Raw genomic sequence first — 13,443 nt, 5'->3', positions numbered from 1 at the left:
CACTTTCCTTATGTTCTATGGACATTTTTCTTCCGTCTTGATTTTGGTTGGCGCCTAATTCCGTACGTGACCACATTTTAAAATCCAGGATGCCTAAAGGGATTCCTCAGTCGTAAAGCTATCGATGGATGCAAAAGAAGACCCTGATTGTATTCCGAGTTCATCGGCCCCAAGTCATCTACACGATCCCTTTTTCTATAATAGATTTCGTTGTGTCGCTTAATACCAAGACTGTTTCTTGTTGGTGAAGTCGTTTCTTTGTTGCTTGACTATGAGGTTCTATGATCTTTTCCGATGATACTTTCGGATTCGAAAAAAAGCGATACGCTCCTTTCGTGCCTGACCAATTGCCAAATATATCTGGCAAACTCGTTCCTCCTCGTTTTGTCATCACGCTCACGATTTTCTTGAGTCGTTTATCTAATCGCTTATCTCCCAAGTTCAGCGATAAATATTCTTCCTCCACCCAATCTAATTCCGTTCCGAGTGTACTACTCCAATGTTTAGTGTTCATTATAAGGCCCTTACTAACTTTGGAAATAAAGGTTGAAAAATCTAGTTTTTTCTCATATTTGTGGGTAAGGTTATGGCTCTCTATGGATCGCGTTGATTTCTCAACTTCGTTGAGAGCCACACGTAAACTCAACCTCACTCTCTACGGATCGCGTTTCATCTAAAAATTCTGCACCTCTCTTACAATCTTCGAAAGAGGGAGGATCGTATCCACCGCTCCCTTCAAAATCGCTTCCTTTGGCATTCCGAAAACCACACAAGTGGCTTCGTCCTGAGCGATCGTAGAAGCCCCCGCCTGTTTCATTTTTAAAAGTCCGTTGGCTCCGTCGTTTCCCATCCCGGTCATAATGATTCCTTTTGCGTTCCGACCGGCGATCTTTGCAACCGAGTTGAACAAGATATCCACGGAGGGTCTATGCCGATTGACGAGAGGTCCGTCCACGATCCGGATGTGAAACTGCGCACCGTTTAGATAGATCTCCATGTGTTTGTTTCCGGGCGCAATATAAGCGGAGCCGAGTTGGATCCGATCTCCGTCCTTCGCTTCCTTGACTTGAATTTCGCTGATTTGATTCAATCGATTGGCAAACGCCTCCGTGAATTTTTCGGGCATATGTTGCACGATCACGATGCCTGGACAATGCACGTCTAATCGCGTAAGAATGTATTCGAGCGCCTGTGTTCCACCTGTGGAAGTTCCGATCGCAATCAGTTTGTCCGTCGTGCTGATCTTGGAAAAATCAGCCTTGGTCTGTTTGTGATTCTCGAAAAATTTAGAATCTCCGTTTTGGGAAGAATCCAGTTTGATTCTCGCACCGGAAGCAAACGCCGCCTTGACCGAATCGGTGAATAGAATCTCCGATTCTTCCAGAAAATTTTTTAATCCGACCTTGGGTTTTTCAATGATGTCTATGGCTCCGAGTTTCATCGCAAGAACGGCCGTTTCGGATTCCTTTTCGGCTAACGACGAACAGATGATGACGGGAGTAGGTCTTTCGGACATTACCTTCTTTAAAAAGGAAATCCCGTCCATACGGGGCATTTCCACGTCGAGGATGAACACATCGGGCCAAACGGAGGAAAGTTTTTCCGCCGCAAAGATCGGATCGGAAGCGAGTCCGACGATTTTTATTTCCGGGTCGTTGCTCAAAATTTGAGTCAATACCTGACGAACGACCGCCGAATCGTCTACGATAAAAACTCGGATCATGAAAACTCCGGTCTTTCCACGTAAATTTCTCCGTCCCATAACGAAAAGAAAACTCTTCGATGAGAAAAACCACCCAAGTCTTCGGAAGTGATCGGGAGCCGGTTTTTGCTTAAGAGTTCCTTGATCGAAAGGATATTTTTCATTCCTATATCCCGAATCGATTTGAATTCCAGAAGTTTTTCTTCCTCCGTGGAAAACATGGAAGCTCCGCCGAATAATTTGATTTGATACTGACCGTTTCTTCCGCCCGTTTGTCCGATCTTTTCAAAAAACAAATCGAGTGCGTCGTCCGCGTACTTTCCGTTTAGTGTAGAACTGGAATCGTTCGAAGGACGAGAAGGGAGCATAACGTGCGCCATACCTCCGTAAAGCAGAGAAGGATGCCAGAAACAAATCGATACGCAGGAACCGAGTAATGTCCTGATTCTAAGATCCTTTCTTCCCCAACAAAAACCTCCGGGTTGTAAAAACAAATCCCGGACCGTATCCGGTTCCGTCATACGTTTTCTAAGAGCGCCTCTGAAGGTTGATTTTCTTCCAACGAGGTCAGTTCTTCCAGATTCAGAATTTTTTCCGTGTTCAAAATAATGATAAAACCGTTTTCCTGCCTTGCCATTCCTAGGATAAAATCCACCTTGATCTTAGAACCGAAAGTGGGGGCCGGTTCGATATCACTTCCCGGAATCGAAACTACTTCGTTGACGGATTCGACAAGAATCCCTAAGTCAGTTTTTTCTTTTTGATCCCCGTTTTTTTGAGAATGTAGTTCTACGATGATTACACAAGTCTTACGATCCGGTTCGATCTTACTTTTAAAAAACTTATGTTTCAGATCCAAAACCGGAACCACGTTTCCTCGAAGGTTGATAACGCCCGGAATGAATTCAGGCATTAGAGGGACGTTCGTCAAACCGGAATATTCAATGATCTCTTTGATATGTAATATTCCAATTCCGTAACATTCCTCTCCCAGATAAAACGTTAGAAATTGATTTTCTTCCAAAGCGTTCATCTTGATTCCTCTTAGTATTTTTCGAACTTTTCGGTAACGGACATTCCCACGGATTCGGATTTAGCTTCTTTTCGAATCGTAGGAGCCGTTTTCATCATCCCGCTTCCGGACGATTCTTTGCGTAAAAGACCTCCGCCGTTAGTGGTTCGTTTACCGTCCCCTTCTTGGATTTTAAAAAACAGAACGGATTCCCTGAGTTGTTCCGCTTGAGCGTTCATCTCCTCGGAAATCGCGGCCAATTCTTCCGAGGCGGAAGCGTTCTGTTGAGAAACCTGATCCAATTGTCCCATGGCCTTATTGATTTCGAAAACTCCCGCGGCTTGTTCGTCGCTTGCCGCCGTGATTTCCTGAACGAGATCGGCGGTTTTTCGAATCGAAGGAACGATCTGAGAAATCAGTTCACCCGCTTTTTCGGCGATGGCGACGCTATTGATCGCTAAACTGCCGATTTCGTTGGCGGATTTTTGACTTCTCTCCGCGAGTTTACGAACCTCCGAAGCGACGACCGCAAATCCTTTTCCATGATCTCCGGCCCTTGCCGCTTCGATCGCGGCGTTTAACGCGAGTAAGTTGGTCTGATAGGCGATGTCCTCGATGATACCGATCTTTTCCGCGATTTGTTTCATCGCCTTTACGGTTTCAATGACGGATGTTCCCCCTTCTTCCGCGTCTTTGGACGACTTGGAAGAAATCTGCTCCGTCTGACGGGAATTCTGAGCGTTCTGATCGATGGACGCCGTCATTTCTTCCAGGGAAGAAGTCGTTTCCTCCACGCTCGCGGCTTGTTCCGAAGCGCTTTGACTCAAAGAGTTTGCGGTAGACGAAACCTCGCTTGCGGAAGTCACAAGACTCGAAGAACGAATGATGATATCACCGATGATTTCACCCAATTTGTCCATCGTCGTATTGGAATATTCTTTCAACTTTCCGAAAGTACCGTGATATTCGTTTGTGATCTTTTGGGTAAGATTGCCCGCTGAAATTCTTTCCAACGCTTCCACAACTTCGCTCAGTCCGCGATTGCTGACTTCCAAAAGTTGGTTGAGAGACTGACTGAGTTTGAGAAAAAATCCTGTTTGAGAATCCAGTGAAATCCGAGTCGTAAAATTTCCTTTCGCGGCTGCGTTTACGATTCCTTCCACTTCTTCCTGAACCGCTAGTTGGTTCGTAACGTCCGACCATTCCACGACGGAGCCGAGTCTTTTGCCACTCGTGTCCAAAATCGGATTCGCGATCAGATCGAAAGTCCTTCCGCCGATTTTGATCGTAGCTTTGTGAATCCCCGTAAAATTGCCGAGAACTCCTCTTTGATGCGCCGGGTTTTTATGAAACTGATCGATGTTCGATCCTACGAGATTCCTAAGATTGAAATGAGCGAATTGTTTTTTGATGTCCGATTCCCCGATTTCAAACATCTGAATCACCGCCTTATTCATATAACGAATATTGAATTCGTTATCGGCGATCATGATGTTGGTGGAAGTATTGTCTAAGGCGACCTTGACTCGGATCAGTTCCTCGTTTTCGATTCTTCTCAGTTCTTGGACTTTGTTCTGCTCGGTTACGTCGGTCCATTCCACCACGGTTCCGAGTTTATTACCTTTAACGTCTGTGATCGGATTGGCGATCAAGTCGAAATCCCTGCCTCCGATGGAAATGGAAGATTTAAAGGTTCCGGTAAGTTGGTTCAATAATCCCCTTTGGTGAGCCGGGTTTTTATGAAAGGAGTCTATATTCGTACCCATCAAAGCGCTTAGATTGAAATTCGAAAGTTGTTTTTTGATATCCGTCTCCGCTTTACCGAACATTTCCCGAATGGCTTTGTTCATATAAACGACATTGAAATTCCGATCCGCCATCATGATATTCGTGGTAACGTTATCCACGGCGGTTCTCATTCTTAAAAATTCCATTTCCAAGTTGAGAATCGTTTTGTGACTGAAACGGTTGAACCACCATAAAAAGGAAATTAAAAGAATCGCAATTCCGGAATATTCCACAATCGTAATCCAGAAATGATCATCCGTTTCCGTCGTAGCGGTCGACGGTTTTTCGGTCTTTTTTATGATCTCTTCTAAAATTTCGGAACGGGAACGTCTGAAAGAGGATAGGTCCGTAAAAAATTCGGATTTTAAAAAGATCGGAGAATCTTTTTTGAGATCCTTGGAAGAGGAGATTTTTTCCTTCAGATCCCCCGTCGTCGAAATAAGGGCGGTGATTTTTTTATCGAATTTTCGAATTGTAGGATCGTCTTTCGAATTCGACTCGTTGAAAACGGATCTTAGGTTTTTCAGATTTTTTTCTATCTCTTCCAAATTAAAAACAAGGGTTTCCTTTTCTTTTCCAAGCGCCAAATGGAAGGAAAATTCCGAAACCGAAACTTCCGCTTTTAAAAGAGATTCGTTTGCGTTCTGAAAAAATCTAGAACGACCTTCGGAAAACTCTCCGATCTTAGCGGGAACGTTGCGAAAATTTTGAACCGACAGAAACACAAATCCGTTTATGGTGATAGCCAGGCCGATCCAAACGCCTAAATTTTTTCGAAACATTTGATTTCTCCATATTCAAAATTTATAAAATTGATTCCTCTGAAACTACGAACCCGTCTTAACGGCCAAATCCCTGTTTTTTGAATGTTCTTGGTCGCGGATCGAATTGTATAAACCGGGAACGTCGAGTATAAACGCGATTTCTCCGCTTCCCAAAATGGAAGTGCCGCTAAAAACTTTTACGTCCTTGAAAATTTCCGCCATAGGACGGATTACGGATTGAATTTCTCCGTGCAAATTGTTGACGACCACGCCGAATGACTTGTCTTCATATTCTAAAACTAATATATTCTCTTTTACGAATGTTATCGTTTCCAGGGAAAGGAATTCGGAAAGATGAAGAACCGGTAGGAGTTCTCCGCGCAGATTGACGGTGTCCGAAGAAGAACCGTTAAAAACGACTTTCGATTCCACGGTTTCCCGAACCATCTGCATCGGAACGATAAAGAATAAACCGGAGGCCTTGACTAAAAAACCGTCGATGATGGCGAGAGTGAGAGGCAGACGAATATGGAACGAACTTCCCCGATCCTTGGCGGTTTGAATCTGAACGGTGCCTCGGAGTGATTCTATGTTTTTCAGGACGACGTCCATTCCGACTCCTCTTCCGGAAAGATTCGTGACTTTCTCCGCCGTGGAAAAACCCGGTTGAAAGATCAGGGAAGCGACTTCCGATTCCGAAAGGATTTGATCGCGTGGAATCAATCCCTTTGAGATCGCTTTTTCCAGGATTTTTTCGCAGTCCAAACCTTTTCCATCGTCGCTGATTTCTATAAGAATACTTCCCGTGCCGTGACTTGCTTGGATTCGTAATTTTCCGGTCGCCGGTTTTCCTTTTTGAATTCTTTCTTTGGAAGTTTCGATTCCGTGATCGAGAGCGTTTCGTAGAATGTGTACGATCGGATCGGCGATTTTTTCGATCACCGAACGATCCAGTTCCGTCTCACCTCCGAAAATTTCGAGTTCCACTTGTTTATCCAATTCTTTGGAAAGGTCGCGCACAACACGTTTGTATTTTTCGAATAAATCCGAGATCGGAACCATCCTGAGACTCAACGCAAATTCTCTAATTTCGCTGACGAGTCTATAAAGAGATTCCGAACTTTCGATCAGCTGCGTATTTTCCGTATCGACGATCCTTCTACTGAGGTTCGCTTCTTGGGTGATCAATTCTCCCACAAGAGAGATTAACGTGTCAATTTTGGAAGAATCGACTCTCAGAGTTTTTGTTTGTATCTTGAGAGTTTCCGCTTTCTCGCCGGATAAAGGAGAAGGAAGTTCAAATGGAGAATGAATGTCTTTCGAGGAAGATAACGTTTCCGGGGAAGAATACGATTCTACCGAATGAAGGAATGTGTACGAGAGTTTTTCAAACTCTTCCGGCGCGAGTACTTTTTGAATTTCGAGGGCGTTTAGATAAACTTCTTTTCCGAGAGGGAAGTTTTCACAATTTTCCGCAAAGAGATTCAAACTACATTTGGGAGGAAGGATTTTTAGGTAACTTCCTTCTTTCAAAAATTCTAATGTAGAATGAATCTCCTTTCCATCCGTTGAAGAATCGTATGAAATTTCAAAACCCAGATAGGAATGTTCGGGATTGAAGTCCGACCAATTCGGAACGGATTCGGGATAAACAAAAAGATGTTCGATCTTTCCGGATTGGGATAAGTATTGAATAAACGTATACGGGTCCATGCCGGATTCGAAAAGATGCGAATCGGGAATCAAGGTGATCTGCCAATGCGCGGAACCGGAAGGAACGTTTAAATCGCCGGAAGAAATTTGTGAATTTTTAGAGTCTGTGTCTCTATTAGATACGGCGGAATCGTTGGAAAGATTTTCCGAAAGCAACGTTTTAACGAGTGATATGAGATCGGCTTGTTTGCGAGAAGTTTTGGCGTCGATAGGCGCTCCGTCGGAGGCAACAAGATTACGGATATGATCGCAGGCTAAGAATAAAAATTCGATTCCTTCTTTGGTGAGATTTTGTTTACCCGAACGAATCCGATCCAAAAGGGTTTCGACTTCGTGCGTGAATTTTTCTATCGGTTCGTAACCGAACATTCCCGAAGTTCCTTTGATCGTGTGAATGGCGCGAAATACGGAATGGATCCCTTCGACGTTTTTGGAATCCTTTTCCAAGATCAAAAGATTGGATTCCATGGACGAAAGCAATTCTTCCGATTCTGAAATGAACGTAGCTCTTACTTCTGAAAGATCCATTCTTAGTCCTTGTTCGCTCCGTATCGAAATGAAAATTCTTTCATAGTTTCGTTAGAAAGTTTGATCTTATCGTTTAAAAAAGAAGCGAGCCCGTAGAGATCGATCAGCCTCAAAACGTTATGGCTGTGATTGATCAAACGGACGTTTTTATTTCGCCGTTGTGCTTCCTTTTTGAGTGCGAGAAGAATCTGTAGACAAGAAGTGTCCATCTTTTGGACCTTAAAAAGATCGATTTCTAATAAAGCGGGAGAATCTTTAAGGACGGAATCTAGATTTTCCTTAAATTCGGAGGCCTCGTAAATCGTAAGTTCGCCTTCGATTGCTACTTTCAAACCGAAAACGTCCGAATCTTCCGACTTCGATCGGACATCCTGGAAATCTTTATATAATAAAAATGGCATATAACACTCAGGGTAATAATTTATGAATCGTTTGAACGAGTTCCTCGGGGGAGAAAGGTTTTGTGAGCCAAGCGCGCGCTCCCGCGGCAAGACCCTCGCTTTTTACCTCGGCCTGGGATTCGGTGGTAAGCATGATGATGGGAGTGAATTTATTTTTCGGATCTTTTTTGATTTCTTTTACGAACGTGATTCCGTCCATGTTCGGCATGTTCATATCGCTTACGATGAGATCCACTTTATCGTTTTGTAATTTATCCAGGCCGTCTTGTCCGTCTACGGCCTCTAAAATGGAAAAATCCGAATTGCTTAGATGCAGATTGAGTATCTTTCTAAAAACCGCAGAATCGTCCACGATGAGAATTCGTTTCATTCTTTCTATTCTCCTGATTAAATGAGGGGGATGAAAATTTCCGCGAGCACACAAAGACTCACGTCTTCGGATGTATGGTCGTTTGCGTTGTGGATAAAAAACAAACCGTGATGTTTGCGGACGATATGATCCACCGCGGTCAATCCGAGGCCGAGACCGAACTTTTCCAGATGACTTACGTTTTCGACCGGCGGATAAATTCTGAAAAAAGGTTGGATCACGAGTTGTTCAAACTTTTCAGGAATTCCCCCGTAAGGTTTTTCATCCACTCGATTTTTAAACGTTATACAGAAATAACTCTGGTTGATATTCGCAAAAATATCGATCTGAGAGTTGAAGGAGCAGTATTTAAACGCATTGAGAAGCAATTCTTCCGTAGCAAGATATAAAAGAGAAAGGTTTACGTTTACCTTATATTCTTTTTTAAAAACGGGGAGTTTGACGGAAACTTTTTTCGATTGTAGGAAAGAATTTAAACCCTCGGGAAGTTCCTTTATTTTTTCCAAAATTTCCTTGGTGGAAACGACACAAGATTCTAAGTTTTGATCGATCAGATTCAACAGCTTTTCAAGGCCGAGGAGCATGTTCTTCGTGACTCGATTGTTCGTAAGCAGCAGATCCAAAATTTCCTTATCTACCTTGTAAAAATTTCCTTCCTGAATTTTAACCGAATCGATCATATCCAAAAGACTGGTCATAGCGCCGATCCCGCTCCCTTGGGAAAGGGACGTTTTTAAACTATGAATCGAATTCTTTTCGAAAGACTCGCTGTCGGATTTGCGGATCGTTTCCTTATAAGTAAGCCATTCGAGTTGGTTTCGTAGTTTCTGACCTTCTATTTCGGCCAGATTCTCTTCCATATTCTTCAGATAACAATAGTTCAAAGCCTTTTGAAGGACTTTGAGGAAAATCTCGGGATAGATCGGTTTTAAAATATAATCGAAAACTCCGAGTTTCATGATCTCGATGATTTTCTCGTTGCTGTCGATTGCGGTTTGAACGAGAACCACCGCGTTAGGATAAATCTCTTTAAGTTTAAGGAGAAAGGTTCCTCCGTCCATCACGGGCATCATCAGGTCCAAAATAAAAAGCGAATATTTCCGATCTTCGATTTTTTTCAACGCCTCGGCTCCGTTAGGCGCAACCTCGTGTTTTACGCCGAGTTCGTCGCATAAACTTTCCAGAAGAATGCTATTTTCTTGTTTGTCTTCGACGATCAAAATAGGGTCGTTCGGAATTTTATGAAGAGTATTCTTCTTTTTCAGTTCGATCTCCAAGATATATCTCCTTTTCAATCTCAATTAAAATCGATTTCAACTTATCTAAAGAAAACGGATTCTGGATCGTATAATCCGGGAAGAACGGAAGCAGATCTTCCTGAAAGGGAAGCGGAATATCCGCGGTTTCCAAAAGAACCAAATGTCTAAATTTGGAATCCTCGTTTAAAATCGTTCGCAAGGATTTGACAACTTCAGTTTCTTCCAAAAGCAGTCGCGTATCATATAACAATACTTTATGGGGATCTTGAGGTATTTTGGAAAAATCTTTCACGGTACGGAGCGCAATGAACTCTTGAGAGTTATATAAGAAATACTTTTCGATGGCTCGGTCATAGATTCTATCCTGAATCGCGAGAAGAACGGGTAAGGATTTAAGTTCGGTCGGATAAACGGGTTCCTGAAAAGCCGTGTCTTGACGGTAGGATCCGGTCTGAAAGTTTGAATCGAAGGCATTCGAGTTTTTCGAGTCGGGAGAGAATGGAAGGAAAACGTTAAACTTGCTTCCGTTGCCGAGTTCGCTTTCCACTTCGATAGAACCCTGGTGGGCCTCTACGATTTTTTTTACGATCGGCAAACCCAGTCCGCTTCCTTCGTATGCGGCTCGATCCTCTCCTTTAACCTGATGGAAAGTTTCAAAAATTCTATGGATTTCATCCTGAGGAATTCCGATTCCGGAATCCTGAATCGAAAGTTCGAAACTTTCTTCGAGTTTTTTTAACGTAATCAGAATTTCACCGGAAGAATCAGTAAACTTGATCGCGTTTCCGAGAAGATTGAGAATCACTTGTCGGATTCGTTTCGGGTCCGCTTTGATTTCAAAATCGGCGTCCACCGGGAAAAATTCGAAAGTCATTCCGATCTTTTTTGTGATCGCCTCGCCCAGAATCATTTCGATCGACGTTGAAATCAGTTCCTTGAGATCGAAATCGGATTCGTTTAACACGAGTTTACCGGCTTCGATTCGGGAAAGGTCGAGTATATCATTGATGATGTTCAGTAGATGAACCCCGGAATGAAAGATCAGGTCCTTGTATTTGTTTTCCCTTTCCATTTCCTCCGGAAGTTGCATAAGTCTGGAAAATCCTATGATGGAATTGAGAGGTGTTCTAAGTTCGTGACTCATGTTTGCCAAAAATTCGGATTTGGTATTGTTCGCTTTTTCCGCCATTTCTTTCTGAAGATTCAGTTGTTCGGTTCTTTGATTTACTAGGACTTCCAGTTTTTCCCTATGAACTTTCAATTCTTCTAATACGTTTTTTCGTTCTAGAAATACGCTGATCAAATCCACGAAAGTTCTAATCGTAAAAATTTCCTCTTTGATTACGTTGGTCGTTTTAAAATTCTCGAATCCGGCAAATCCGAACCATTCGTTGGAAACAAAAAGGGGAATTAATGTGACGGAACGAATTTCCCTTTGATTGAAAAAAATTTTTTCGTTTTCCGGAAATTCGCATACGTTTCCCTGAAGATAACCCCCCGAAGAAAAAATTTTTTTCCAGCGAGAATAATCTTCTTTGTAAACGATAAAATCGGTAGTAGGGATTTTGGACGTATCTAAGGAAGGATCGTTTACTTCCAGAAAAAGTTCCGCTGAATCCGCGTTTTCCGAATTCTTAAAAAGATAGAGCCGTTCGGAATCCACGAATACGAGAAATTGTTCCATTGCGTATTTTAGAATTTTAAGTTCTACTGATGTAGAAAGAAGGATTTGTGTAGCCGAGGTAATCCCCATTTCCAAACGAAGATGTCTCGTAACCGATTCTCCCTTTTTTACTTTTTCAGTGATGTCCCTTTGTATTGAGATGAAGTATAGGATTTTCCCCGAAGGATTCCGAATCGCGGAAATATGCCATTCCACATTGTAGGGACTTCCGTCTTTTTTATAATTGATCGTTTCTCCCGAAAAATCCCTTCCTTGAGTCAATGCCCGTTTTAAATCCCTCATCGTTTTTCGATTTGTCAAAGGGCCTTGGAGTATCCGCGGGGTCCGACCGATTAAATCGGTTTTCAAATAACCTGTCATTTTACAAAAAGCTGGATTTACAAAAATGATCTTTGGTCCCGGAGGTTCCAGTTGTGTGTCCGTGACCAATATGGAATCCGAAATCTGATTTACTAGAATTTCATAAAGTTCTTGTGAATGTTCGAAGTTTTCCAGGTCTCGTTCCACGACGGAGTAACATCCGTAGTTCTATAAAAAGATCAATAATTTTATTATTCCGGAAGGTTATAGATATTAAAAAAGTAAGAAATTCTAAAGTAAATTTTGGATTCACTGAACGGAATTGGATTTTGGTGGAATTGGAAGGAAAAATCGAAAAATGAATCCGGATTTTGTCTCATAAAAATCGATCCTAAAATGTGGGAACTCCTGCATTTCAAGGGGAAGATAGGGGTTAACAGGAAAACATGACTGTAAAACTTGGGCTAATGTTCGTAAAATCTAGGAACTCCTATCTTTAATTCCCCCGAAACATAGGAGTTCCTAGATTTCCAGCGGCGATCAATTGGCATCAGGCCGGGATGAGTTTTAGAAATCAGGGTTCAGGATTTTAAACCGTCCACCGATTTCCGACTTCTAAAATGAATCCACTCAACACATTTGATTTTTTAGCTGAGTAAAATTCCCGGAAGTTTAAAGTTCATGGAATCTTCCCTGGAACCGGGATACAATTCCACTTCCGTGTTCGGATAAAAGGTTTTTAATTTGGAAATGATTTCGTCCACCAGAACCTGAGGGGTGGAAGCTCCTGCGGTCAAACCTAAAATTCTAATTTCGTTATTTTGAATGTATTCTTTGGAAAGATCGTCGGCTCCGGCCACCTTAAACGAATGCGGTTTGGATTTTTGAGCGAGTTGTAAAAGACGCAACGAATTGGAACTGTTGTCCGCTCCAATCACGAGCATTGCGTCGATACTTTCCATCATCAAGGAGACCGCTTCCTGTCTTTCCGTCGTCGCGTAACAAATATCGTCTTTAGCGGGATGTTCTACGAACGGAAACGTTTTCGATATTTGGTCCACGATATTTTTCGTATCGGCTACCGAAAGGGTCGTTTGCATCAGATAGGTAAGCGGTTTGTTCGGATCGATTCTTTTCTTGAGCACGATTACGTCTTCTGGAGATTCCACAAGAAACATCTCCGCTTCCCCCATGGTGCCGATCGCTTCGTCGTGCCCTTCGTGCCCGATGTAGATGATCTGGTGCGTGTCTTTAATCCTTCTCGCTTTGCGATGAACTCTCGTAACGAGAGGGCAGGTTGCGTCTCCGATTTTCATTCCCCTGTGTTTGGCGGCTTCTACGACGGAAGGCGCGACCCCGTGTGCGGAAAAAACGACGGTGGCTCCGTCGGGCGCCTCGTCCAGATCGTTGATAAAACGGATTCCTCGTTTTTTCATATCTTCCACCACACGGCGGTTGTGTACGATTTCTTTACGAACGTATATCCTTTCTTCGGAATTAGCCTGGACCTGTTCCACGTAAGAAATCGCATATTTTACCCCGGCACAAAATCCCCTGGGATTGGCTAAATAGATCTTTTCTAACATGATCGGCTCCGTCTTGGTTACCATTCTTCGAAACCGGCGGCGGGCAAAGAATCAAAAAACTCTTTTCTGAGATCCGTTTTCCACGACGGAAAATGAAGAGCCGAAACATTTCTCCGCTTCCTTAAGAGCTCGAAAATAGGTCACTATTTCCCAACTTCGTTGTGAGCCACTCGTAAACTCAACCTCGCTCTCTACGGATCGCTCGGTAATGCTCTGCTGCTCGTTGGCTGAAACGCTCTCTCCTATGTTTCTTGTGTCAAGCCCTCCCGCTATTTTTTTTTACATAAGACCATATTGGGCTAATTTTCGATTTAATATATTTTCGGGCATAGAATT

Annotated in this window: 9 protein-coding genes and 2 pseudogenes; all 11 read right to left on the bottom strand. The window is 42.9% G+C overall.

All coding sequences use genetic code 11. From position 1 onward, the window contains the following. Positions 1-514: pseudogene (locus LEP1GSC194_RS14100) on the bottom strand (IS4/Tn5 family transposase DNA-binding protein); the annotation flags it as partial. Between the two features lie 159 nt (positions 515-673). After that, on the bottom strand, positions 674-1,723 hold the full coding sequence (locus tag LEP1GSC194_RS14095) for a protein-glutamate methylesterase/protein-glutamine glutaminase (protein WP_020774202.1): 1,050 nt from the start codon (positions 1,721-1,723) through the stop codon (positions 674-676). Next, the gene (locus LEP1GSC194_RS14090) at positions 1,720-2,223 is read right to left on the bottom strand and encodes a chemotaxis protein CheD (protein ID WP_020774203.1); all 504 of its coding nucleotides are present in this window, start codon (positions 2,221-2,223) and stop codon (positions 1,720-1,722) included. The genes LEP1GSC194_RS14095 and LEP1GSC194_RS14090 overlap by 4 nt, the downstream gene beginning before the upstream one ends. Further along, complete coding sequence (locus tag LEP1GSC194_RS14085) at positions 2,220-2,735, bottom strand: chemotaxis protein CheW (protein ID WP_020774210.1); 516 nt, start codon at positions 2,733-2,735, stop codon at positions 2,220-2,222. Before LEP1GSC194_RS14085 ends, LEP1GSC194_RS14090 begins: the two co-directional genes overlap by 4 nt. 11 nt (positions 2,736-2,746) lie before the next feature. Then, positions 2,747-4,627: pseudogene (locus LEP1GSC194_RS14080) on the bottom strand (methyl-accepting chemotaxis protein); the annotation flags it as partial. 702 nt (positions 4,628-5,329) lie between these two features. Then, on the bottom strand, positions 5,330-7,507 hold the full coding sequence (locus tag LEP1GSC194_RS14075; protein WP_020774204.1) for a chemotaxis protein CheA: 2,178 nt from the start codon (positions 7,505-7,507) through the stop codon (positions 5,330-5,332). A gap of 2 nt (positions 7,508-7,509) precedes the next feature. After that, positions 7,510-7,908, bottom strand: coding sequence for an STAS domain-containing protein (locus tag LEP1GSC194_RS14070; protein ID WP_020774206.1), 399 nt, complete (start codon positions 7,906-7,908; stop codon positions 7,510-7,512). A 7-nt stretch (positions 7,909-7,915) separates the two neighbouring features. After that, a complete protein-coding gene (locus LEP1GSC194_RS14065; protein WP_002995898.1) occupies positions 7,916-8,278 on the bottom strand; it encodes a response regulator in 363 nt (120 codons plus the stop codon). 17 nt (positions 8,279-8,295) lie between these two features. Then, positions 8,296-9,555, bottom strand: coding sequence for a response regulator (locus LEP1GSC194_RS14060; protein ID WP_020774208.1), 1,260 nt, complete (start codon positions 9,553-9,555; stop codon positions 8,296-8,298). Further along, positions 9,518-11,728, bottom strand: a complete 2,211-nt coding sequence (locus LEP1GSC194_RS14055; RefSeq protein WP_020774207.1) for a PAS domain-containing sensor histidine kinase — start codon at positions 11,726-11,728, stop codon at positions 9,518-9,520. The genes LEP1GSC194_RS14060 and LEP1GSC194_RS14055 overlap by 38 nt, the downstream gene beginning before the upstream one ends. A 440-nt stretch (positions 11,729-12,168) precedes the next feature. After that, positions 12,169-13,107 (bottom strand): 4-hydroxy-3-methylbut-2-enyl diphosphate reductase, encoded by a 939-nt coding sequence (gene ispH / locus LEP1GSC194_RS14050; RefSeq protein ID WP_020774209.1) that lies wholly within the window; start codon positions 13,105-13,107, stop codon positions 12,169-12,171. Positions 13,108-13,443 lie beyond the last annotated feature (336 nt).

Source organism: Leptospira alstonii serovar Sichuan str. 79601, from assembly GCF_000347175.1.
Classification (GTDB): Bacteria; Spirochaetota; Leptospiria; order Leptospirales; family Leptospiraceae; genus Leptospira; species Leptospira alstonii.
Note: the sequence above shows the minus strand (reverse complement) of the source record. Positions and strands in the feature narration are given on the sequence as shown.

Bases quoted from the DNA above. Each gene is read 5' to 3' on its own strand.
- LEP1GSC194_RS14095 (WP_020774202.1), bottom strand. From the start codon at position 1,723: ATGATCCGAGTTTTTATCGTAGACGATTCGGCGGTCGTTCGTCAGGTA.
- LEP1GSC194_RS14090 (WP_020774203.1), bottom strand. From the start codon at position 2,223: ATGACGGAACCGGATACGGTCCGGGATTTGTTTTTACAACCCGGAGGT.
- LEP1GSC194_RS14085 (WP_020774210.1), bottom strand. From the start codon at position 2,735: ATGAACGCTTTGGAAGAAAATCAATTTCTAACGTTTTATCTGGGAGAG.
- LEP1GSC194_RS14075 (WP_020774204.1), bottom strand. From the start codon at position 7,507: ATGGATCTTTCAGAAGTAAGAGCTACGTTCATTTCAGAATCGGAAGAA.
- LEP1GSC194_RS14070 (WP_020774206.1), bottom strand. From the start codon at position 7,908: ATGCCATTTTTATTATATAAAGATTTCCAGGATGTCCGATCGAAGTCG.
- LEP1GSC194_RS14065 (WP_002995898.1), bottom strand. From the start codon at position 8,278: ATGAAACGAATTCTCATCGTGGACGATTCTGCGGTTTTTAGAAAGATA.
- ispH (WP_020774209.1), bottom strand. From the start codon at position 13,107: ATGTTAGAAAAGATCTATTTAGCCAATCCCAGGGGATTTTGTGCCGGG.